This is a genomic window from Acinetobacter sp. (genome assembly GCF_039596015.1).
Classification (GTDB): Bacteria; Pseudomonadota; Gammaproteobacteria; order Pseudomonadales; family Moraxellaceae; genus Acinetobacter.
Window position 1 is genome coordinate 35,696 of sequence record NZ_JBCNKN010000012.1, and the last position, 23,184, is coordinate 58,879.

Below are 23,184 nucleotides of genomic sequence, written 5' to 3' on the forward strand. Positions count from 1 at the left end.
CTCTCTCCTTAATTTAGAAATGGCTCTCGTCAGTTGTCAGTTAAAGCGAGAAATTACTGTGATAGACAGACATTGTAAAGCATCCTGAATTTGAATGATGTGATTGCAAACAATACTGTGATAAATGATGAAAAAATGAGGGAAATAACATGAGCACCAAACATTCTGCACTTAACGAACGCAAACAGCAAGCAACTCCACGTGGCGTTGGTGTCATGTGTCAGTGGTATGCAGAAAAAGCTGAAAATGCCACTCTTTGGGATGCTGAAGGGAATCAATTTATCGACTTTGCAGGTGGTATTGCAGTGCTCAATACAGGTCATCGCCATCCAAAAGTGATTGCAGCAGTGACTGAACAACTCACAAAATTTACCCATACCGCTTATCAAGTTGTGCCTTATGAAAGCTATGTTTCTTTAGCCGAACGTATCAATGAACGCGCACCCATTGCAGGCCCTGCAAAAACAACATTCTTCACCACAGGTGCAGAAGCAGTCGAAAATGCCGTAAAAATTGCCCGCGCTTATACAGGTCGTCATGGCATTATTACTTTTGGTAACGGTTTCCATGGTCGTTCATTCATGACAATGGCGATGACAGGTAAAACAGCACCTTATAAACGTGATTTTGGTGTGATGCCTGCTGGAGTTTTCCATGCACGTTACCCTGTGCCTGCAAAAGGTATCTCTGTCGATGACGCGATTGAAAGCATCGAAAATATTTTCAGTGAAGATGTTGCAGCGCATGATGTTGCAGCCATTGTACTTGAGCCTGTTCAAGGTGAAGGCGGCTTCAATGTTGTTCCTGCCGAGTTCCTAAAACGCTTACGTGCTTTGTGCGACAAACACGGTATTTTAATCGTTGCGGATGAAGTGCAATCTGGCTTTGCCCGTACAGGTAAACTGTTTGCCATGAACTATTTTGACACTAAAGCCGACCTAATCACGATGGCGAAAAGCTTAGGTGGTGGTTTCCCAATTTCAGGTGTAGTAGGTCGCTGTGATGTAATGGATGCGCCAAACCCAGGTGGTTTAGGTGGTACTTATGCAGGTAGCCCAATTGCAGTTGCCGCTGCACATGCCGTAATTGATGTCATCGAAGGTGAAAACTTATGTGACCGTGCTAACGAACTCGGTGCAGAACTGGTTGCTACACTTAAAGACATTCAAAAAGCATCGGGTGATGTCGTCACCGATATCCGCGCTTTAGGTTCAATGGTTGCGGTTGAACTTGAAACAGCAGAACAAGCCAAAGCTGTACAAAACTATGCCATGGAAAATGGTCTATTGCTTCTTACTTGTGGTAAATACGGTAATGTTATTCGTTTCTTGTATCCACTTACCATTCCTGCTGAACAATTCCGTCAAGGTCTAGACATCTTGAAACAAGGTTTTGCAGCATTGGTTGGCAGCAAAGCAACGGAGCAATCTGCATGATTCAAAACGATTTACAGCACTTACTCAAACACCCAGATATTACGTTTCAAGCACCTGCTTCAAACAATTATATTCAGGTTGATGATGCTGCAACTGGCGAAGCACTGGCATGGGTGAAAACCTATGACCGTGCAGGGGTCGAAGCGGCCATTGCACGCTCTGCTACAGCACAGGCTGCATGGAAAAAACAAACTGCTTTAGCACGTGCCGATGTCCTTTGGGCATGGTTTAACCTCATCGTTGAACACAAAGAAAATTTGGCGCAAATTTTAACAGCGGAACAAGGCAAGCCTTTAGCCGAAGCCCGTGGTGAAATCGGCTATGCTGCGTCTTTTATTCGCTGGTTTGCCGAGCAAGCACGTCGTGTCGATGGTGACGTACTCTCACCAACTTTGCCAAATCAACGCCTTTTGGTGATTAAACAAGCCATTGGTGTGACGGCAGCCATTACCCCTTGGAACTTCCCTGCGGCGATGATTACCCGTAAAGCAGCACCTGCTATTGCGGCAGGCTGTTCAATGTTGGTAAAACCTGCGGAACAGACCCCGTTAACCGCCTATGCACTCGAAGTTTTAGCCCTTCAAGCGGGCTTGCCTCAAGATATTCTAATCAATATCAGCGGTGATTCTAGCGAAGTCGGTAAAACCCTCTGTGAAAATGACACTGTGCGTAAACTCAGCTTTACAGGGTCAACTCAGGTTGGCCGTATTCTGATGCAACAATGTGCCACAACCATCAAGAAACTATCACTTGAACTTGGTGGCAATGCGCCAGTGCTTGTGTTTGACGATGCCAATCTTGAACAAGCTGTTCAAGGCATTATGGCAAGCAAATATCGCAACAGTGGTCAAACTTGTGTGTGTGCGAACCGTATTTATATACAAGATGGTATTTACGATGCGCTGGCTGAGCGCTTGGTTGAAACCGTTGCCAAACTACAAGTTGGTGATGGACGCAAAGAAGGTTCAACACAAGGGCCACTCATTAACGAAGCTGCCATCAACAAGGTTCTATCTCACATTGATGATGCAACTGCCAAAGGTGCAACTGTACGTATTGGTGGGAAACGCTCGGCTTTAGGTGGCACATTCTTTGAACCAACGGTTTTAACTGGCGTGACTCAAGACATGAAAGTTGCAAAAGAAGAAACTTTTGGCCCACTTGCACCGCTCTTCCGCTTCAAAACTGAAGAAGAAGCGATCAGCATGGCAAATGATACCGAGTTTGGTCTGGCGGCTTATTTATTTACTCAAAGCACAGCACGTCAATGGCGTGTGGGTGAAGCACTTGAGTACGGAATGGTTGGAATCAACACAGGTGCCATTTCCAACGAAGTCGCACCATTTGGTGGTGTAAAACAATCTGGCTTAGGACGTGAAGGCTCTAAGTTCGGCATTGATGAATATTTGGAAATGAAATATCTCTGCGTCGACTTATCAGAATAATTTCTGCCCCACGCTTTAAAGAACCAACCATGCCCATTCATGGTTGGTTTTTTTATTTCGATGCAAAAGGATTCCATCCTACCGAATCCAGATGTAGATCTCTCAAGCTCAATCTACAGCGCTGATTGGAGGGATTTTAGTAATCCACGGTTGTTGCTGTTCTAACAGCTTCATATATTTATAAAAAAGCATTTTAAGGATTCAAAATAACTTCAGATAACACACGCTGTACCCCTGCCGCTTGCATATCGCCCCACGCCTGCTGCAAAGACACGTTTAAATCGATTGCGCCTGTAGCATCTTCAATCACAAAAGTATTAAAACCAAATTTGCAGGCATCAATTGCTGTCCATGCCACACAAAAATCTGTCGCGATTCCCACCACATAAACCGTCGTTATACCATGCTCTCGTAAATACCCTGTTAAGCCCGTTGGCGTTTTTTGGTCAGCTTCCATAAATGCTGAATAACTATCAATGTGTGTATGAATTCCTTTACGGATAACCAACTGCGCATGTGAAATGTTTAAATCAGGATGAAATGCTGCATCATGCGTTCCTTGTACACAATGGCTCGGCCATAAAACTTGCACACCATAATCAAGATCAATAGTTTCAAACGGTTGTTTCCCAACATGGTTTTCAGCAAAAGAAATATGATCGGCGGGATGCCAGTCCTGCGTCAAAACCACATGCTCAAATTGACCTGCTAACCGATTAATTAACGGAATAATCAAATCTGCGTCAGAAACAGCCAACTGCCCACCCGGAGTAAAACCATTTTGTACATCGACCACAATTAAGGCTGTTCCTTGCTGATTGATCACTAATTTCTCCCTATTCCATCAATTGTTAAAAACCAACTGGTCACAATATCACGATTTTTTTTACAGTATCCATTGTATTTTTAACGCATTTTTATGTAATAACGACGTCAGTGCGCCTGATCAAAAAATAATAATAAAAGTTTTCCAACCTTTAACGAAAGTATATTGTTCTTCCCGACACGTTCAGTCATAATTTGAACAAGTCATATTCAACGTCGCTTTCATTTCGTTGAATTTTCGCTTAAATTCAAAACTACAGCTACCATTCTTTCTCTTTTCCTCTGTGAATGGTCAAATAGGATAATTTTTTAAAATGACTCAGCTAGCTCAGAATATTCAAGGCTCAATTGTCGCACTTGTCACCCCCATGTTTGAAGATGGCAGCGTAGATTGGAAGAACCTTGAAAAGCTCGTTGAGTGGCACGTAGAACAAGGTACAAATGCGATTGTTGCAGTCGGCACTACAGGCGAACCCTCTACGCTGAGTATGTCGGAACACACACAAGTCATTAAAGAAGTCATTCGTGTGGTAAACAAACGTATTCCTGTGATTGCTGGTACTGGTGCAAACTCAACACACGAAGCCATTGAACTTACCAAAGAAGCTCAGACTCTTGGTGCGGATGCCGCTCTTTTGGTTACACCTTATTATAATAAACCGACACAAGAAGGTTTATATCAACATTTTAAAACCATTGCAGAAGCGGTTGACCTTCCGATTATTCTCTACAATGTCCCAGGTCGTACTGGTGTCGATATGAGCAATGATACTGTCGTTCGACTTGCAGATATTGAAAATATCATTGCAGTCAAAGATGCAACAGGCGATGTTGCCCGCGGCAAACAACTCATTGATGCCTTAAATGGTCGCATGTCTGTATTTTCAGGCGATGACGAAACAGCCGCAGAGCTGATTGCACAAGGTGCTAAAGGCAATATTTCTGTGACTGCGAATGTTGCACCTAAGATCATGAGTGAGATGTGTGCAGCAGCTTTACAGAAAAATCAGCAACTCGCTGGTGAAATTAACAGTAGAATTGCAAATTTAAACAATATTTTGTTTTGCGAATCGAACCCAATTCCTGTGAAATGGGCGCTCCATGAAATGGGCTTAATTGGTTCAGGTATTCGCTTGCCATTAACTCCACTTGCAGAACAATATCGCGCACCGTTGCGTGACACCCTAAAAGCAACGGGTATTATTTAAAGAGCACAATATTATGCAATTACGTTTAGGTTTAACTCTTGCACTTTCAGTTTTCAGCTTAGCTGGTTGTAATATGCTTAGCATTAATAATGGTTCCCTGAACTATAAAAAACCAGATACAACCGAACCTCTAAAATATCCTGAAGGTGCGTCAGTTAGACCTGCAACGCCTTTGTACCCTGCTCCAATTATTGACCCACTTGCTTTACAACATGCCCCAGATTATGAAAATAAAAAGGGCAATCGATTTGCTATGCCACGTCCAGGTGAAGTGGTTCCCAATCGTGCTTTGGCTGAAGCAAGTGAAAACTATCCAAAACCTGTCGTAATTGTTGATGGAAATCAAAATCCATTACTGAAAGTTACTGGTAAGTCTGATACAATTTGGCAGTACACGCTTGCAACACTAAGCAGTCTAAATTACAGCGTAGTAAGTCAAAGCCAGACGCGTTATGAAGCGACCATTAAAGTCGACAATCAGACCTATGTCTTGAAACTTTCCGCTGTTGGTAAAACCAATACCCTCGTTTTATTTAACCCTGACAACAGCTTTGCTGATCAGGTAAAAGCGAAAGCATTGTTAGACCAGATTTCTCAAAATTGGCCAGCCTAGTCATATCATCTAGGTATATTTTTGAAAACAGGTTCATCCCATGTTAAAACAAACCTTGCTCTACACCGGTAAAGCGAAATCTGTTTATGAAACAGATAGTCCCGACCACTTGATTTTAGTCTTTCGTGACGATGCTTCGGCGTTCAACGGCGAAAAAATTGCACAACTAGATCGTAAAGGCAAGGTGAACAACCGTTTTAATGCCTTTATTATGGAAAAACTGGCAGCAGCAGGCATTGAAACCCATTTTGAGAAACTGCTCACTCCAACAGAAGTTTTAGTTAAAAAACTAAAAATGATCCCTGTAGAGTGCGTGATTCGTAACTATGCAGCAGGTTCTTTATGCCGTCGTTTAGGCGTAGAAGAAGGTAAAGAGCTTGTTCCACCAACTTTCGAATTGTTCTTTAAAGATGACGCTTTGGGTGACCCAATGGTCAACGAATCTCAAGCGATTGCTTTAGGTTGGGCAACTGCTGAACAGTTAGAACAAATGAAAGTTTTAACATACAAAGTCAATGATGTTTTAAAAGCATTATTTGATGCAGGCAACATGCTACTTGTTGACTTTAAACTTGAATTCGGTGTGTTCCACGACCGTATCGTATTGGGTGACGAATTCTCTCCAGACGGTTGCCGTTTGTGGGATAAAGACACCAAGAAAAAATTAGACAAAGACCGTTTCCGTCAAGGTTTAGGCGGTGTTGTTGAAGCATATGAAGAAGTTGCTGCACGTCTAGGTATCGATTTAACAGATATCTAAGCACTCTGCTTCAAAGCGAAAAACCGAGTCTTGTGGCTCGGTTTTTTTAATTTGGATTAAGCACTAAGCTTGGTATTGCTCAATCACAAATGGCTCGGCCAAATAACTTTCCACTACAGCAATAAACTGATCCCAATGTGGTGTCTGCTTATGCAAGGCAATGGCTGCTGCATCATCCCAATGTTCAATCAATAAAAAAGAATATTCATCTAAAATATCTGCTCCCAACTGATAATGTCGACACCCAGCCTCTTTTCTGGATTCTTGTACCATGTGCGTTAGGGTCTGAATGAAATTTTGCTTTTGTTCAGGTTTTACTTTGAAGAATACATTTAAAATAATCATAATATGAACTCTTTTTTGCAATATCTTGATGATGATTCAGGATCGGTATATCTTGAAATTATTAAGTGTAGTTTAACGATAAAAATATTACTTTGAGCCCACGACATGACATATTCAATACAAAGAATTTATCAATATACAGGACAAAAACCTGCAATTTTTGTGGATCGTTTATGGCCACGAGGTATTCATAAAGAAACGCTGGCAGATATTCCGTGGATGAAAGAAATTGCACCCAGTTCCATGTTACGAAAATGGCTGCATGAAGACCGAGTGAATCATTATGCTGAATTTTGCCAACGCTATGAACAAGAGTTAAAAACACCTGAGCAACTCGAACAACTCAAGCAAGTCAAACAGTTACAACAACAAAATGGTACTTTAACCCTGCTCACTGCGGCAAAGGAACCTGAGCTGAGTCATGTTCCTGTCCTGATTCAAGTCTTACAAAAGATTTAGTTTACTGTTGCTGCTGTTGTTGCATCTGCTGCCAACGGCGTTGTTGTAGACGTTCAGCCTCAACTTCACGTTTGTTTCGTGCCGACTCGTACAGTCTGGTTCCTTTAAGCTCTGGCGGCAAATAGTCTTGCTCTACAAAATGCTCAGGATAATCATGTGGATATAGATAATCCACACCATAACCCTGTTGTTTCATCAACTTAGTTGGCGCATTACGAAGATGAAGCGGTACAGGAAGGTTTGACGTTTTATCCGCCAACTCCAAAGCCCGATTAATTGCCAAATAAGTGCTATTACTTTTAGCACTGGTGGCTAAATAAACCGCACATTGTCCAAGCAAAATACGAGATTCGGGCATACCAATCACTTGTACCGAACGGAAGCATTCACCCGCAAGCAACAACGCATTCGGATTCGAGTTCCCAATATCTTCCGATGCTGCAATGAGCATACGACGGGCAATAAACAGTGGATCTTCACCGCCTTTGAGCATACGTGCCATCCAATACAAAGCAGCGTCAGGGTCACTCCCCCGAATCGACTTAATAAAGGCAGAAACAAGGTCATAATGCTGTTCGCCAGATTTGTCATAGCGAGCAATATTTTGTTGTGCGACTTTCACAACCAACGCATTATTAATATGATTTTCTTGATCTGGATCAAAAGTACTGGCAACCAAGTCCAGTAAATTTAGCGCTTTACGTGCATCCCCTGCCGAAAACTGGAAAAAAGCATCAAATTCATCAATCAGGATATGGCGTTTTTCTAAGAAACTGTCTTTTTGAATCGCACGTTGTAATAAGACTTCAATCGCTTGAGCATCTAACGCCTGCAAGGTATAAACCTGACAACGCGAAAGTAACGCACTGTTAACTTCAAATGAAGGATTTTCGGTGGTAGCACCAATCAAGGTGATTTTGCCCTTTTCGACTGCGCCGAGTAGTGCATCCTGCTGTGATTTATTAAAACGATGAATTTCATCAATAAATACGACAGGCGTCAGTAAGTCACCACTTTCTGCAATGACTTCGCGTAATTCCTTTACCCCAGTATTTAGCGCGGATAGACTCACAAAAGGACGGTCGACTGCTTGTGCTAAAAGCAGTGCAATCGTGGTTTTTCCAACCCCTGGTGGCCCCCAAAAAATAATCGAAGGCAAATGCCCCTGATCAATCATTTGACGTAAAGGCGCATCCGTTCCTAGCAAATGGTCTTGTCCAATGATTTCGGATAAATCTCTTGGGCGTAAGCGTTCAGGTAAAGGAATATGCGTTTCTGACATAATCTAGTTTTCATTATCAAACAGGCTTCATAGTTTACTATGTAATACAACTCAGACCGAAATGAAACTTTTATTTGTGATTATGCAGCGATAACACCGCACAAGCTGAACATTGCAATGGTTTAATATTGTGGTTTTTCAAAATCTCTGAAAAATCCCACTCACTGCATCCACGACCTTTTGTCAAAGATTAACGTACCCAACGGACAATATATTCATCAATATCATCTTCTTGGATTTGTGTTTCAGAAATACAACGCCCTGCAACCGACTTTTTAGCCTTAATCACACTTTGGCGGGAACCTGTATTTAAATAATGCCATGAAGGCAAGTTTTTCCCTTCATAAAGACGGCGATAAGCACAGCTTGAAGGTAACCAATATAAATGAGGTAAATTCTCAAGCGTAAGCTGAATACAATCGGGAACCTGTTGTTTACGGTGGGTATAATCCTGACATTGTCCTGTCTTACAATCCAGTAATTTGCAGGCCACTTTGGTATAGGCAACTTCCTGAGTGTCTTCGTCCTCAAGTTTGACCAAACAACATAAACCACAACCATCACACAATGCTTCCCATTCAGCATTGGTCATTTGTTCTAGCGGAATATTTTTCCAAAATTGTGTTCGTAACGACATGAAAAATGATAAAAAAGATAATAACGTCCCAGTATAACATGCTCATCGAGTGACTTTGTGCCAGAACACTTGATTTAAATGACTGCCGATCATTGAAACAATATGCACATATTTTGAACAAAAACTAACATTTCCCGTCACCGAGCATTGCTAGACTGAAACAGGAAAAACATATCAAAGGAGAATAATAATGTTCCGTTGGGCGATTATCTTTGCTGTGATTGCATTACTCGCCAGCCTCCTCGGTTTCGGTGGTGTTGCAGGTCTATCTAAACAATTTGCTGTTATCTTACTTGTTGTTGCCGTCATTCTTGCCGTCATCGGATTTTTCTCTCGAGGGCGAGGTTAAAAAAACTCACAAAAAAGGAAGGCGGTTTTGCCTTCTTTTTTATGCTGTATTTTCCCAATATAACGTATGGTGTTTTGCGTGGTAAAACAGATAAAATCCAGTGTAAATCAAAGATTCGAATTCTTTATAAACCAATCATTTTAAGGACAATATAACGATGAATACTTCACTCATCACTCGCGAAATTTCCTACACAACTGCAGATGGGAAAACCTTGGTTGGTTTCTTTGTTGCGCCAAAATCAACAGTGCCTGTTGCAGGTGTATTGGTGGGGCCAGAATGGTGGGGACGTAATGACTATGCCATACAACGTGCAACTGAACTTGCTGAAAAGGGTTATGCAGCGTTGGCAATGGATATGTACGGTGATAAGAAAACCACTGAACAAGCGAGTTTGGCGAGTGAATGGATGACGGAAGTTTTTCAAGCACCCAATACCCTTTTAGACCGTGCGCAAGCAGCTTTGGAAACACTGAAACAACAGCCCGAAGTCGATGCAACACGTTTGGCTGCGATTGGTTTTTGTTTTGGAGGCAAAGTCGCACTCGATTTGGCACGTGCAGGTGCACCATTAAAAGCGGTTGTTTCATTACATGGTAATTTATCAGCCCAAACACCAGCCAAAGCAGGAACCGTTCAATCGCACATTTTGGTGCTGCATGGTGAAAAAGACAGTATGGTTTCTTTAGATGATGTTGCACATTTTGAGCAAGAAATGAAAAATGCACACGTGCAATATCAAGTCAAAGTTTTACCCAATGCCAAGCATGGTTTTAGTAACCCACTTGCAGACCAACGCGCCAAAGCCAACGGCATTGATTTAGCCTATAACGCCGAAGCAGAGAAAGATGCTATTGATACAATGTACACATTTTTAGGCAGCCAACTTGCTTAAATAAAGTGTCGTATTGGTGTCATACAAGTGATATAAATTAGGAATTGATAATAAGAGGGAATCTACCATGACCAAACAATGTGTTTACTGTGACTATGATGAATACAACATCATTGCCAAAAATGATTTTGGTGCAGTCTTTCCTGAACCAAATCCATTATCACAAGGCCATGTAGTCCTCGTTCCCTTACGACATATCGATTCCTTTTTTGACATTACCGATAAAGAACGTAAAAGCCTACTTTCATTGCTAGAACAGGCACGAAATGAACTACAAATCCTTCACCACCCTGAAGGGTTTCATATCGGTTTTAATGATGGCAATGTATTTGGTGAACATGCCGAACATTTACATATTCACATCATCCCGCGTTATAAAAACCAGCAATTAAAACTGGATGAACGCTGGGGTATTATCAGCGAAGATTAATTTCAAAAATCTTGACTTAGGTCAAAGTAAACACTCACTTTGACCTTATCACGATTGTCATTTCTTTTTTATTCCGTGGTTGGCTATACTAGCGCCCTCAGTTTTGGCTAGGCATGTATGTCCACATTTTCATTTTCTGATGCTTTACTCACATGGTTTGATCAATATGGTCGCCATGACCTCCCTTGGCAAGTTGCAGATGATCCCTATAAAGTTTGGGTATCAGAAATTATGCTACAACAAACCCAAGTCAAAACTGTCCTGCAATATTTTGACCGCTTCATTCAACGCTTTCCAACCGTTGAAGCCCTTGCTCAAGTTTCATGGGATGACGTCGCACCGTACTGGGCAGGTTTAGGCTACTATGCCCGCGCCCGCAATCTGCATAAAGCAGCGCAAATCGTTGCAACGCAGCCTCAGTTTCCACAAACGCTTGAAGATTGGATTGCCCTTCCGGGTATTGGTCGCTCTACCGCAGGGGCACTGATGTCATTAGGGCTCAGACAATACGGCGTGATTTTAGATGGCAATGTGAAACGTGTTTTGGCTCGTTTTTTTGCCATAGAAGATGATCTGAGCAAGCCCGTTCACGAAAAAGAAATGTGGCAGATGGCTGAAAATTTGTGCCCGACCCAACGCAACCATGACTACACACAGGCGATTATGGATTTGGGTGCGACCATTTGCACACCGAAAAAACCGCTCTGTTTGTACTGCCCCATGCAAGCGCATTGTCAGGCACATTTACAAGGTTTAGAAGCCGAACTGCCCTACAAAAAACCGAAAAAAGCAGTTCCTGTCAAAACAGCACAAGTGCTATTACTGCAACATCAAGACCTTTGGTTGTGGCAACAACGCCCAAGTTTAGGTTTATGGGGCGGTTTATGGAGTCTACCAATTTTTGATGATGAATCAGCACTGCAACATGTAACCGCAGGACTCGGACTTGAAGCTCGTCAATCTTTAGGCATGATTCGGCATAGCTTCACCCACTTTACATGGGAACTGCATGTCCAAAAAGTAACGGTAGATGCAGACCAGATGGAACACTTACTCATTGAGCTGGATGGCCTATGGCTTACAGCCGAACAAGCTGAAAATAAAGGTATTCCAACAGCCATGAAAAAGGTCATTCAACTGAAAAACCAGTAAGATAAAAGCCAGATTCATGCAGGTTACTCAGTAAAATTGTCAAGCCAACTGAACTGTGCCATAGTGAAAAACGCATTCTATACGTAGCCAAAATCAGGAAGGTTTTTTCGTGTTTCGTCCAGTTGCTTCCTTTATTCTTATTCTCAGCGTGATTGTATTAGCAGCCTGTAGTACAACGCCAAAAAAATCTCCAGTGCTCCCGAGCCAAGAGGTTTCAAGACTCAAATCAATGCCTTTAAATTCGCATTTGCCTATTCCTGTACAACATGTGTCGGTACGGCAATTACAAGACACTTGGGGCAATGCCCGAAGTATGGGGCGCAGACATGAAGGCATTGATATTTTGGCTCCACGTGGAACCAAAGTCACCAGCACTACCGAAGGCATCATTGCCAGCCTACAAGGCAATCCTTTAGGAGGCAATGTGGTGTGGATTTTAGGCCCCGCAGGGTCTTGGCATTATTATGCCCATTTAGAAAAACATAAACGTGGTTTAAAGGTGGGTGACACCGTACATAAAGGCGATGTGATTGGCTATGTCGGCAATAGTGGCAATGCACGACATACCGTCACACACTTACATTATGGTATTTATTTAACAGGTAAAGGACGTGGTGCAACCAATCCTTATCCTTATTTACGTTACTAGGAAAGACACATGTCTGAAGCAATTATCGAGCGTCTCATTCAATTTGCTGAATCAGGAAATCAACAGCGTATTTTACTTAATGGTCAACTTTATCAGGGTTGGATTATGGAAATTGGTGAAGATGCGCTCCTCATCAGCACAGGCTATAATGACAAACACGGCAAAGATGTCTGGCTCAGTTTTCACGACCTAAGCCAAGCCGAACTTTCTTTTTGGGATACAAAACAAGACCAATGGCTTCAATTCAAATTACATTAATGCCATAAGGAGATCTCGATGCAACCTTCTATCCAACGCTGTCGCTGGTGTTCAAACGATCCGCTTTATATCGACTACCACGACCACGAATGGGGAAAACCTCTTTTCGATGAAAAAGCACTGTTTGAATTGTTATGTTTAGAAGGTCAGCAAGCGGGTTTATCTTGGATTACAGTACTCAAAAAACGAGAGACGTATCGTCAACAATTCTTTCAATATAGCATTGAAGAAATTGCCAATTTCACCGATGACGATTTACAACTCAAAGTACAAGATGCTGGACTGATTCGACATTTAGGCAAACTCAGAGCAATTCGGGGAAATGCACAAGCATGGCTGAAACTGCAAGCTGAACATGGCAATGTCGCCACATGGTTATGGCAATATGTCGAACATAAAACCATACACAATGACGTTCCCAGCTACAGCACTGCACCCGCCCAAACGACCTTGAGCGAGCAACTTTCAAAAACATTAAAACGACATGGATTTAAGTTTGTCGGCCCCACAATTTGCTATGCTTTTATGCAGGCATGTGGCATGGTCAACGACCATGAAAATGACTGTTTTTTAAAATATTAAAATAATGAGGGATCTTTCATGAGCGACAATACAATCCGCGGTTATGCTGCTTTAGCGGAAAAACAAGTCTTAGTTCCTTACGAATTTGATGCAGGCGATTTACAACCGCATCAAGTTGAAGTCAAAGTTGAATATTGTGGTTTATGTCATTCTGATATTTCCATGATCAATAATGAATGGGGCGTATCTCAATACCCACTCGTCGCAGGTCATGAAGTCATTGGAACCATTATTCGTTTAGGCTCTGAAGCCAAGGGGCTCAAAATCGGACAACGTGTCGGCATTGGCTGGACAGCAGAAAGCTGCCAAGCTTGTGACTACTGCATTGGTGGGCAGCAAGTGCTGTGTACAGGCGAACAAAAAGCCACTATTGTTGGTCATGCAGGCGGTTTTGCCGATAAAATCCGCGCGGGTTGGCAGTGGGCAATTCCCCTTCCAGATGACTTAGACCCAGAAAGTGCGGGGCCACTACTCTGCGGTGGTATTACGGTTTTTGATCCATTACTCAAACATCAAATTCAAGCCAGACATCATGTCGGGGTCATCGGCATTGGAGGCTTGGGGCACATGGCGATCAAACTGCTCAAGGCATGGGGCTGTGAAATTACCGCGTTTACCTCTAATTTAGACAAATCAGACGAACTCAAAGCTATGGGCGCTGACCACATTGTCAACAGTCGGGATGCTGATGCCCTGAAAGCGCAATATGGAAAATTTGATTTAATCCTGAGTACAGTCAATGTCACGCTCGACTGGAAAAGGTATTTAAATGCCCTTGCACCCAACGGCACCATTCACCTGTTAGGGATTCCTCTTGAACCCATTGCAACCCCTGCAACGGCGTTAATTAGCGGTGCAAAATCAATTACAGGTTCTCCGACAGGTTCGCCAGAGGCTTTACGTACCTTATTAAAATTTGCTGCGCGTAAAAACATTGCACCACAAATCGAACTTTATCCAATATCACAAGTCAATGATGCCATTGAACGTCTAGAGTCAGGTAATGTGCGTTATCGTGTTGTGTTAAAAGCCGATTTTTAAATTTATTCTTTTCGGTTTCCTTCTTTAAAACAAGAAGGAAACCTTATCGACAAACCTTAAAACCATCTTTGAGTTTTTCAGCAACATAATCGATAAACAGTCGAATCCGTTTGGGCAAATGTTCTTGCTGATAATACACCGCATGAATATGTTGCTCACGTATCTCGATTTGATCTTCAAACAAAGCGACCAGCCTGCCCTGTTCAATATCTTTCCACACCATAAACTCAGATAAACAGGTGATGCCATGCCCCCGCAATGCCAATTGTCGGACGGTTTCGCCATTTGACGCTTTGAGTTTAGGTTTGGCACTAAAATATTGATCGTCTATTTTTAAAGGCCAGTTGTTTAAATGGGTCGGACGCGTAAATCCGATTAACGTATGTTGCTCTAAATCCTGTACCTGTTCAGGAGAACCCGCCTGTTGTAAATAAGTAGGGCTTGCCACCAGATATAAGCGACTTTTACAAATCAATTTGGCGTGTAAAGTTGAATCATTCAGTTCACCAAAACGAAATGCCACATCGGCTTTTTGTTCAAGTAAATCAATTACCTGATCATTACTATTCAGTTCAATTTCAATCGCAGGATAACGCTGCTGAAAGTCGTGGATCAATGGCGTGATAATATGCAAAATAAATGGCGAGGCTGAATCGACCCGTATCACACCCGTCACATCCTGATCGGATTTGAGCAGCGCATCTTCCGCTTCAGCCAAATCATGCAAAATTTTACGTGCCTTGACTAAAAATAACGCCCCTTCCTGACTCAATTTAATTTTTCGGGTCGTGCGTTCAATGAGTGTGACATTTAATTTTTTTTCTAAACGACTCAATGCCCGACTCACCCCCGAAGAGGTCTGAGCCAATTGTTCGGCAGCCGCAACAATTGTGCCTGTATCTACAATTGCAATAAATGCCTGTAATTCTTCAATGGTCGATTTCATTCGCTGGTTATTCTTGACGGTTTTTCAACAATATATTGCACAAATTCATATTTTTCAGCAACAATAAATCCCGCATGATGGTTCTATCAATAAAACTCATTTTAAGGTGACTCATGCGTATTCCTGCATTTGGTTTAGGAACATTCCGTCTAAAAGATCAAGTCGTAATTGACTCGGTTAAAACAGCGCTTGACGTTGGCTATCGTGCTATCGATACAGCACAAATTTATGAAAATGAAGCCGAAGTTGGTCAAGCGATTGCCGAAAGTGGTGTGTCACGTTCTGAACTGTTTATTACCACCAAGATTTGGACAGAAAATTGCAATGCAGAACAATTGATTCCAAGTTTAAAAGAAAGCTTACGTAAATTAAGAACCGATGCGGTGAATCTGACCCTCATCCACTGGCCTGCACCAAAACTTGGGCTAAATATCCCTGAAACCATGCAAGCCTTATTAGAAGCAAAACAGCAAGGTTTAACTGAACTGATTGGTATTTCAAATTTTAATATCGCTCAAACCCAACAGGCCATCGACAGCATTGGTCTAGAACACATCGCCACCAATCAAATTGAACTGAGTCCTTATTTGCAAAATCAAACGCTGGTCAATTTTTTACAAGCACATAATATTGATGTCACATCGTATATGACGCTTGCTTATGGCAAGGTTTTAGCCGACCCAGTGCTTGGCGAAATTGCTGCACAACATCAGACATCTACGGCGCAAGTGGCTTTGGCTTGGGCATTACAACGTGGTTTCGCGGTGATTCCATCCTCGACCAAACGTGAACATTTAATCAGTAATCTAAACGCACAGCAAATTCAACTAAGTGCAGATGAGATGCAACGGATTGCCACACTTGAACGAAATAGCCGTGAGGTCGATCCCGAACAACTCGCACCGGCATGGGACTAAATCAGGTATATGAAAATTAATTTTCCACTACTGGCTTTGGCGGTTGGAGCATTTGCCATTGGGACTACAGAATTTTCCCCGATGGGACTACTTCCCAATATCGCGGCTGATCTTTCAATGAGCATTCCTAGTACAGGGATGCTGATTACAGGTTATGCGCTTGGGGTGATGATTGGTGCACCACTGATGACACTGTGGTTTGCACGCTTTCCACGGCGAAAAGCACTGATTTTGCTGATGTTGATTTTCACATTGGGCAATCTCATCGCGGCCATTGCCCCAAACTATATGAGCCTGATGGCTGCACGTTTGCTTACCAGCCTGAACCACGGGGCTTTTTTTGGAATTGGCTCGATTGTTGCGGCAAGTGTTGTGCCTAAAAACCAACAAGCCAGTGCGGTTGCCACCATGTTCATGGGGCTAACCATTGCCAATATTGGCGGTGTTCCACTGGCAACATGGGTTGGTCAGCACATTGGCTGGCGAAGTTCCTTCGCTGCAATCTCCGTTTTGGGCATCATCACCATGCTGTCATTGTGGAAAGCCCTTCCTCAAGGTAGCGTGGGACAACAACCCAAAGTTGGTCATGAACTTCGGGTTTTAACCCGCCCGATGGTGGTTTTGGCATTATTGACCACGGTGTTTGGGGCAGGTGCAATGTTTGCACTCTATACCTATATTGCACCGAGTCTACATACCTTTACCCAAGCCTCCCCAACATTTGTCACGTTAATGTTGGTACTCATTGGTGTTGGTTTTTCAATTGGCAATCACTTTGGTGGAAAATTTGCAGATCTGTCGATCAATAAAACCTTAATCACGTTTCTTATTGTTCTCATGGTCATGATGGTGACTTTCCCTCTTCTTGCCCAAAGCCAACTTGGCGCAGCCATTGCTTTGATCATTTGGGGTGCTGCTGCATTTGGTTTGGTTCCGCCTTTGCAAATGCGTGTGATGTCCGTTGCCCATGAGGCCTCTGGATTAGCTTCTTCGGTAAATATTGGGGCATTTAATCTGGGTAATGCACTAGGTGCGGCAGTCGGTGGAGCAGTCTTGAGCTTAAATTGGGGTTATGTTGCAGTATCTGTAAGCGGTGCGGTTTTAGCTGCTATTGCACTGGTTTTGGTGATGATTCAAATTCGAATCGGTCGTCAAAGCTAACATATTATTGTCCTGTTCTGACCCAAAAAATCAAAACAGGACATTCTCATTTTAGATTTTATTTAAATCCAAAACATCTTTCATATCGTATTTTTGTGCATCACGTCCCACCACCCAAGCAGCAGCACGAACAGCACCCGAAGCAAAGTTCATACGGTTGGTCGCTTTATGTGTCACTTCAACACGCTCACCTTCGCCAATAAACATGACAGTATGTTCACCGACAATATCACCGCCACGAATCGTTTCAAAACCAATGGTTTGACGCTCACGTGGGCCTGTATGTCCTTCTCGACCATATACTGCAACTTCTTTTAAGTTACGCCCCAAAGTATCCGCAACTGCTTCGCCCATCATCAACGCTGTACCAGATGGTGCATCGACTTTATGACGATGGTGCGCTTCAATAATTTCGATATCGACAGTATCACCAAATACTTTTGCCGCCAGTTCAAGCAATTTAATCGAAACATTCACCCCAACCGAATAGTTGGCTGCATACACCACGGGAATCTGTTTTGCAGTTTCATTTAAAAATTGTTTTTGTTCGTCAGATAAACCTGTTGTTCCTATCACCATCGCAACGCCTGCGTCACGACACAATTTTAAATGCTGTTCTGTAGCAGCAGGTGCAGTAAAGTCAATCACCACATCACACACATCCAAAACACTCGCCAATCCAGCAGAGATTTTGACACCAATTGCCCCGATTCCCGCAAGTTCCCCTGCATCCGCTCCGACCAAACTACTTTCTGGACGTTCTACTGCTGCCGCAAGTTGATAACCTGCTTGCTGTACAGCCTGAATCAAAATGCGACCCATACGGCCGCCAGCACCTAAAATCCCAATGCGTGGTGATGTAGACATGTTGTTATTTCCTGAACATTTAAACAATGTGGTTACTATAGCAAAACTTGCGAGACGGGTTAAAAATCTTGCATAAAAAAACCCGCCAACTCATCATTGGCAGGTTTTTTTAAATTCGTCAGGCTTAGTCAAACAAACGATCAAAGAATGATTTTTTCTTTTCACTCGAATGTTGGTCATTGCCATCCATCGAAGCCTGTAATTCTTTTAACAATTCACGTTGACGTGAAGTTAAATTCACTGGCGTTTCAACCACAATACGGCAAAGCAAATCGCCAACCATACTGCTACGCACAGGACGAACACCCTTGCCACGTAAGCGGAAGACTTTACCATTTTGTGTGCCTTCAGGAATTTTTAAGCTCACACGACCATCAAGCGTTGGGATCTGAATTTCTTTACCCAAAGCAGCATCCGCCATGTTCACAGGTACATCCATATACAGGTCTGCACCGTCACGCTGGAAGATTTCATGCTCGCGCACCACTACTTCAACGTATAAATCGCCTGCTTGACCATCGCGAATCGCTTCGCCTTTACCTGTTAAGCGAACACGGTCTCCGTTATCCACCCCAGCAGGAATCGTCACTTCAAGCGTTTGCTGACGTTCATTTACACCAGAACCATGACATTTTGTACATGGGTTTTTAATGATTTTACCCTGTCCACGACATGTGCTACAGGTTTGCTGCACAGAGAAAAACCCTTGCTGCATACGAACCTGACCCGCACCATGACAGGTTTTACAGGTTTCAACATCGTTCGGATTTTTAGAGCCTTTTCCGTCACATTCATCACACGGTGCAGGCGCTGTAAATGTAATGGTTTTTTTCACCCCTTTGATGGCTTCTTCAAGGGTTAAATCCATCACATAGCGTAGGTCTGAACCACGGCGTTGACGTTGTTGCGAACGACCGCCACCACCAAAAGCACCACCGAAAATGTCACCAAACTGGCTAAAAATATCTTCTGCACTAAAGCCGCCGCCAAAACCACCGCCAGCGCCACCAAAACCGCCCTCAAAGGCACTATGTCCCATACGGTCATATGCACTGCGCTTTTCTTGGTCACTTAAAACTTCATACGCTTCAGATGCTTCTTTAAATTTATCTTCAGCTTCAGCATTATCAGGGTTACGGTCAGGATGATACTTCATCGCCAACTTGCGATAGGCTTTTTTAATTTCATCATCACTTGCGGTTTTAGAAACGCCTAAAACCTCATAATAATCACGTTTAGCCATGACAGGCGATGCTCCTCACGGAATTTTTAAAATACGACAACATCCGTTTAAAATTGGGACGCTTACAGGTTTTACAAGGGGATTTGCTGAAAAAATAATAGATTTAGAAAACAGCTTTATGTTTGAAATACTTAGACAAGCCTTTAATAAAGCAGTTCAAAAAATACATCCACGCAATAAATGCAAAAACAACGCCAGCAACCACACAGCCCGTCACCCACTGGAACGCATTCCATGGGTAAAAACACAAAGGAATAAACCATAGGGCAGCAAAAGCAGAAAGTAGGATAAAGAACAGGACGTTACGCATGACCCAAAGCGCATGTGTATGTAACCAGACCTCTACATCGTTTGTACGTGACACTTTTGCCGCAAGAAAATAAGCAATCAGCCCCGTAACAACGGTGAACAGTGCAAAGAACATAAACACATAAGCAAGCGAAATCATACGTCGTTGCTGTGTAATAATGTCTTTTGCCATCTTTTTTAAACCCCTATCCAGCACATTTTTATCTTTCAATGTCGCTGATGCATTGCGCATTTTTTTGTGTTGAAAAATCAGCTGCTACTATATTGAATTTTTCAATATTTCGCACCCTTTTCTTCATCAAATGTTCACCAAAATATGTTGGTTTTTTATAGAAACCGTTCAGCGTATCCTATATTTTTAAATATGACCTTTTGATATAATTTTTTCAAATATTATCTCTGCACGAACAATTCTAAAATCCGTCCCTGTCTGACTCATTTTAACGCTCGCTCTGCCATATTTTTGATCTTTTTTATTTACATCGCAATACCCTAAATAAATTGCTGCTTTTGAAAAGAATTTATTTACGCTACACGACTATTGGCTAAGAGTTTTTCCTGAAATTTTTGTTATGTTTAAACAAACTCTCCCGTTCCTTCAAGTCAACGACACATTGTCTACACTTGTCATTGCGGACCATTGTTCATCCCATAAGGAAATTTAACATGGCACAACATATCGATGCCCCATTACGTGAAGATGTCCGTTTATTGGGTAATCTTCTAGGCGAAACCCTAAAAGCCCATGCAGGTGATGCACTTTTTAATCGGGTTGAACAAATTAGAACCTTGGCAAAAGGTGCACGTGATGGACAAGTCGAGGCAGAAAAGCAACTTGAACAACTCTTCTTAAGTTTAGAAGACACGGAAATTTTGCCATTAACACGCGCATTTACCCATTTCCTAAACTTTGCCAATATTGCCGAGCAATACCATGTTGTACGTAGTCGTCGTGCCAGTGAATTCGACCCTGAACGTCCATCTCCAAATCCATTAGATCCTTTATTTGAAAAATTTAAACAAAAACAGATTTCTACCGAACAGCTTTATCAACAAATTTGCGATCTAAAAATTGAGCTCGTTCTGACTGCACACCCAACCGAGGTCAGCCGTCGAACACTCATTCAAAAATATGACGATATTAACCGTTGTCTCGAACAGCTTGATCAGCAAAAACTCACCCCAAAACAGCGTGAAGAAGTACTGCTTAAACTGAAACAACTAATTTGTTCGGCTTGGCAAACAGATGAAATTCGTCAAAATAAACCGACCCCAATTGATGAAGCAAAATGGGGATTTACGGTCATTGAACAAACCTTGTGGCATGCAATTCCAAAATTTTTCCGCGAACTGAATGACCTCACGCTTGAACATTGTGGCAAAGCACTGCCACCCCATGTCACCCCGATTCGTTTTGCTTCGTGGATGGGCGGTGACCGCGATGGTAACCCGAATGTTACCCATAATGTTACTCAACAGGTGCTTTGGTTCTCACGCTGGCAAGCCACCGAACTGTATTTAAAAGACATTGAAAGCCTACGCTGGGAACTTTCTATTCAGGAAGCATCTGATGAGTTGCGCCAGAAACTCGGACATACACATCCTGAACCGTACCGCGAATTTTTACGTGAAACACGTCAACGCCTCCAAGTCACCAAACAGTGGCTTGCCGATAAATTACAGGGCAAAGAAACCATTGATGATCCTCAAGTCATTCATCATAAAGATGAATTACTTGAACCGCTTATGGTTTGCTATCGCTCATTACTCGAATGTAATTTACCTGAAATTGCCAATGGCAATCTGCTCGACTTTATCTATCGGGTACACTGTTTCGGCATCGAACTGTTAAAACTTGATATTCGTCAAGAATCAGGACGTCATCGTCAAGCCATTTCAGCCATTACTGAATATTTGGGTTTAGGTAATTTTGAAACATGGACAGAACAAGCTCGCCAAAACTTTTTGCTAAATGAATTGCAAAGTAAACGCCCGCTGTTACCTAAAGTGTTAAAAGAGCCTTCGGACAGCCTGATCAATCATCCTGATGTTCAGGAAGTTTTTGCTACCATGCGCACGCTGGCAGAGCAACCTGCGGAATCTTTAGGGGCTTATATTATTTCCATGGCGGAACATCCAAGTGATGTGTTGGCCGTGTTACTTTTACAAAAAGAAGCAGGGATCCAGCAACCATTACGCATTGTCCCGTTGTTTGAAACACTGAAAGATCTGGATGGCGCAGCCACAACCATGAATACGTTGTTCAATATGCACTGGTACAAACAGCATATTCAGGGTAAACATGAAGTCATGATTGGCTACTCAGACTCCGCCAAAGATGCAGGCTTTATGTCAGCAAACTGGGCACAGTACCGCGCACAGGAAGAACTTGCAGCTGTCGCTCAACAACATGACGTACAACTAACACTCTTTCATGGTCGCGGTGGTTCAATCAGTCGTGGTGGTGCACCGACCCAACAGGCGCTGTTCTCTCAACCACCGGGTTCTATCTCGGGGGCAATTCGTGTTACAGAACAAGGCGAAATGATCCGCTTTAAGTTCGGCATTGAGGGCGTTGCCTTACAAAACCTTGAAGTTTATACCGCTGCAACCTTAGAAGCCACTTTGCTACCGCCACCTGTCCCTCGTCCAGAATGGCGCGAACTGATGAACCAAATGACTGAAACTTCAGTCAAACTTTACCGCCAGACTGTCCGTGAAAACCCACATTTTGTGGAATATCTACGTACAGTTACCCCAGAATTAGAACTGCAAATGCTGCCATTGGGGTCACGCCCTGCCAAACGACGTGTCAGTGGTGGCATTGAGTCGTTACGTGCTATTCCGTGGGTGTTTGCATGGACACAAATCCGTTTAATGTTACCTGCATGGTTAGGTACAGGAGCTGCGATTGATGAAATCATTCAACAGCAACAAAAAGGCAAACTGGATGAAATGCTACAACAATGGCCTTACTTCCAAACCCTGATTGATATGCTGGAAATGGTACTATCCAAAGCCGATGCAGATATTGCTTTGTACTATGAAACGCATCTCACACAAAGTGATGCTTTGCGTGAACTAGGGACAGAACTCAGACAGTGTTTACAAGACGCTATTGATACACTACTTAGACTCAAAGGTGAGTCTGAACTGCTCAGCCAAAATGAAGTACTCGATCAGTCAATGCGGGTACGCAAAACCTATCTGTTACCATTGCATCTATTGCAGGCTGAGCTCATGAAACGCCGCCGCGAATACTTCAGACAGCATCAGGCTGAACATACACCTGTCGATCATGCATTAATGGTCAGCATTGCAGGCATTGCCGCAGGACTTCGTAATACGGGTTGATAGAAGACTCTCACTGGGTAA

25 protein-coding genes are annotated in these 23,184 nt (G+C 42.8%); 17 read left to right on the forward strand and 8 right to left on the reverse strand.

All coding sequences use genetic code 11. From position 1 onward, the window contains the following. Window positions 1-149: 149 nt before the first annotated feature. Together gabT and ABDV70_RS11150 are read left to right on the forward strand one after the other, a co-directional pair. Window positions 150-1,436 carry a 4-aminobutyrate--2-oxoglutarate transaminase gene (gene gabT / locus ABDV70_RS11145; RefSeq protein ID WP_343597784.1) on the forward strand — a complete coding sequence of 429 codons (1,287 nt, stop codon included), beginning with the start codon at window positions 150-152 and terminating at the stop codon, window positions 1,434-1,436. After that, entirely contained in the window at window positions 1,433-2,881 is a 1,449-nt protein-coding gene (locus ABDV70_RS11150; protein WP_343597786.1) for an NAD-dependent succinate-semialdehyde dehydrogenase, read from the forward strand. The genes gabT and ABDV70_RS11150 overlap by 4 nt, the downstream gene beginning before the upstream one ends. 193 nt (window positions 2,882-3,074) lie before the next feature. Here the strand turns inward: ABDV70_RS11150 and pncA are convergent, their stop codons facing one another. Continuing rightward, window positions 3,075-3,704: a bifunctional nicotinamidase/pyrazinamidase gene (pncA, locus tag ABDV70_RS11155; protein ID WP_343597823.1), complete on the reverse strand. Its 630-nt coding sequence runs from the start codon at window positions 3,702-3,704 to the stop codon at window positions 3,075-3,077. Window positions 3,705-4,020: 316 nt separating this feature from the next. Here pncA and dapA point away from each other — a divergent pair, with 316 nt between their 5' ends. Genes dapA through purC form a run of 3 tightly spaced genes read left to right on the forward strand, consistent with a single transcriptional unit; the run spans window position 4,021 to window position 6,287 of the window. Continuing rightward, a complete protein-coding gene (gene dapA / locus ABDV70_RS11160; protein WP_343597787.1) occupies window positions 4,021-4,914 on the forward strand; it encodes a 4-hydroxy-tetrahydrodipicolinate synthase in 894 nt (297 codons plus the stop codon). Between the two features lie 13 nt (window positions 4,915-4,927). Then, window positions 4,928-5,527, forward strand: a complete 600-nt coding sequence (locus ABDV70_RS11165; RefSeq protein ID WP_343597788.1) for a lipoprotein-34 precursor (NlpB) — start codon at window positions 4,928-4,930, stop codon at window positions 5,525-5,527. A 40-nt stretch (window positions 5,528-5,567) separates the two neighbouring features. After that, window positions 5,568-6,287: a phosphoribosylaminoimidazolesuccinocarboxamide synthase gene (gene purC / locus ABDV70_RS11170; RefSeq protein WP_343597790.1), complete on the forward strand. Its 720-nt coding sequence runs from the start codon at window positions 5,568-5,570 to the stop codon at window positions 6,285-6,287. A 63-nt stretch (window positions 6,288-6,350) separates the two neighbouring features. Here the strand turns inward: purC and ABDV70_RS11175 are convergent, their stop codons facing one another. Further along, entirely contained in the window at window positions 6,351-6,632 is a 282-nt protein-coding gene (locus ABDV70_RS11175; protein ID WP_343597791.1) for a putative quinol monooxygenase, read from the reverse strand. 105 nt (window positions 6,633-6,737) lie between these two features. On the opposite strand from ABDV70_RS11175, the gene ABDV70_RS11180 reads away from it, so the two are divergent. Beyond that, the gene (locus tag ABDV70_RS11180; protein WP_343597792.1) at window positions 6,738-7,091 is read left to right on the forward strand and encodes a DUF488 family protein; all 354 of its coding nucleotides are present in this window, start codon (window positions 6,738-6,740) and stop codon (window positions 7,089-7,091) included. 1 nt (window position 7,092) lies between these two features. On the opposite strand, the gene ABDV70_RS11185 is transcribed toward ABDV70_RS11180, so the two are convergent. Both ABDV70_RS11185 and ABDV70_RS11190 read right to left on the reverse strand, forming a co-directional pair. Next, complete coding sequence (locus ABDV70_RS11185) at window positions 7,093-8,373, reverse strand: replication-associated recombination protein A (protein WP_343597793.1); 1,281 nt, start codon at window positions 8,371-8,373, stop codon at window positions 7,093-7,095. Window positions 8,374-8,563: 190 nt separating this feature from the next. Further along, window positions 8,564-9,010 carry a YcgN family cysteine cluster protein gene (locus ABDV70_RS11190; RefSeq protein ID WP_343597794.1) on the reverse strand — a complete coding sequence of 149 codons (447 nt, stop codon included), beginning with the start codon at window positions 9,008-9,010 and terminating at the stop codon, window positions 8,564-8,566. Between the two features lie 190 nt (window positions 9,011-9,200). Here ABDV70_RS11190 and ABDV70_RS11195 point away from each other — a divergent pair, with 190 nt between their 5' ends. The 8 genes from ABDV70_RS11195 (at window position 9,201) to ABDV70_RS11230 (ending at window position 14,366) form a co-directional block, all read left to right on the forward strand. Beyond that, window positions 9,201-9,359, forward strand: coding sequence for a DUF1328 domain-containing protein (locus tag ABDV70_RS11195; RefSeq protein ID WP_343597795.1), 159 nt, complete (start codon window positions 9,201-9,203; stop codon window positions 9,357-9,359). A gap of 157 nt (window positions 9,360-9,516) precedes the next feature. Then, complete coding sequence (locus tag ABDV70_RS11200; protein ID WP_343597796.1) at window positions 9,517-10,254, forward strand: dienelactone hydrolase family protein; 738 nt, start codon at window positions 9,517-9,519, stop codon at window positions 10,252-10,254. A 43-nt stretch (window positions 10,255-10,297) separates the two neighbouring features. Continuing rightward, the gene (locus tag ABDV70_RS11205; RefSeq protein ID WP_343597824.1) at window positions 10,298-10,684 is read left to right on the forward strand and encodes an HIT domain-containing protein; all 387 of its coding nucleotides are present in this window, start codon (window positions 10,298-10,300) and stop codon (window positions 10,682-10,684) included. Window positions 10,685-10,801: 117 nt separating this feature from the next. Then, a complete protein-coding gene (gene mutY / locus ABDV70_RS11210; protein WP_343597798.1) occupies window positions 10,802-11,836 on the forward strand; it encodes an A/G-specific adenine glycosylase in 1,035 nt (344 codons plus the stop codon). Between the two features lie 109 nt (window positions 11,837-11,945). After that, complete coding sequence (locus ABDV70_RS11215) at window positions 11,946-12,485, forward strand: M23 family metallopeptidase (protein ID WP_343597799.1); 540 nt, start codon at window positions 11,946-11,948, stop codon at window positions 12,483-12,485. A gap of 9 nt (window positions 12,486-12,494) precedes the next feature. Beyond that, window positions 12,495-12,743, forward strand: coding sequence for a hypothetical protein (locus ABDV70_RS11220; RefSeq protein WP_343597800.1), 249 nt, complete (start codon window positions 12,495-12,497; stop codon window positions 12,741-12,743). Window positions 12,744-12,761: 18 nt separating this feature from the next. After that, complete coding sequence (locus ABDV70_RS11225) at window positions 12,762-13,325, forward strand: DNA-3-methyladenine glycosylase I (RefSeq protein WP_343597801.1); 564 nt, start codon at window positions 12,762-12,764, stop codon at window positions 13,323-13,325. 18 nt (window positions 13,326-13,343) lie between these two features. Then, on the forward strand, window positions 13,344-14,366 hold the full coding sequence (locus ABDV70_RS11230; RefSeq protein WP_343597802.1) for an NAD(P)-dependent alcohol dehydrogenase: 1,023 nt from the start codon (window positions 13,344-13,346) through the stop codon (window positions 14,364-14,366). A gap of 43 nt (window positions 14,367-14,409) precedes the next feature. On the opposite strand, the gene ABDV70_RS11235 is transcribed toward ABDV70_RS11230, so the two are convergent. Further along, on the reverse strand, window positions 14,410-15,312 hold the full coding sequence (locus tag ABDV70_RS11235) for a LysR family transcriptional regulator (protein WP_343597803.1): 903 nt from the start codon (window positions 15,310-15,312) through the stop codon (window positions 14,410-14,412). A gap of 113 nt (window positions 15,313-15,425) precedes the next feature. Here ABDV70_RS11235 and dkgB point away from each other — a divergent pair, with 113 nt between their 5' ends. Both dkgB and ABDV70_RS11245 read left to right on the forward strand, forming a co-directional pair. Then, the gene (gene dkgB, locus ABDV70_RS11240; protein ID WP_343597805.1) at window positions 15,426-16,229 is read left to right on the forward strand and encodes a 2,5-didehydrogluconate reductase DkgB; all 804 of its coding nucleotides are present in this window, start codon (window positions 15,426-15,428) and stop codon (window positions 16,227-16,229) included. Between the two features lie 9 nt (window positions 16,230-16,238). Beyond that, window positions 16,239-17,390 carry an MFS transporter gene (locus ABDV70_RS11245; protein WP_343597807.1) on the forward strand — a complete coding sequence of 384 codons (1,152 nt, stop codon included), beginning with the start codon at window positions 16,239-16,241 and terminating at the stop codon, window positions 17,388-17,390. Window positions 17,391-17,441: 51 nt separating this feature from the next. Here the strand turns inward: ABDV70_RS11245 and dapB are convergent, their stop codons facing one another. The 3 genes from dapB to ABDV70_RS11260 form a co-directional block, all read right to left on the reverse strand. Continuing rightward, a complete protein-coding gene (gene dapB, locus ABDV70_RS11250; RefSeq protein WP_343597808.1) occupies window positions 17,442-18,257 on the reverse strand; it encodes a 4-hydroxy-tetrahydrodipicolinate reductase in 816 nt (271 codons plus the stop codon). Between the two features lie 124 nt (window positions 18,258-18,381). After that, window positions 18,382-19,500, reverse strand: coding sequence for a molecular chaperone DnaJ (gene dnaJ / locus ABDV70_RS11255; RefSeq protein ID WP_343597810.1), 1,119 nt, complete (start codon window positions 19,498-19,500; stop codon window positions 18,382-18,384). A gap of 103 nt (window positions 19,501-19,603) precedes the next feature. Continuing rightward, complete coding sequence (locus tag ABDV70_RS11260; RefSeq protein ID WP_343597812.1) at window positions 19,604-19,981, reverse strand: hypothetical protein; 378 nt, start codon at window positions 19,979-19,981, stop codon at window positions 19,604-19,606. Between the two features lie 494 nt (window positions 19,982-20,475). Here ABDV70_RS11260 and ppc point away from each other — a divergent pair, with 494 nt between their 5' ends. After that, on the forward strand, window positions 20,476-23,163 hold the full coding sequence (gene ppc, locus ABDV70_RS11265; RefSeq protein ID WP_343597813.1) for a phosphoenolpyruvate carboxylase: 2,688 nt from the start codon (window positions 20,476-20,478) through the stop codon (window positions 23,161-23,163). Window positions 23,164-23,184 lie beyond the last annotated feature (21 nt).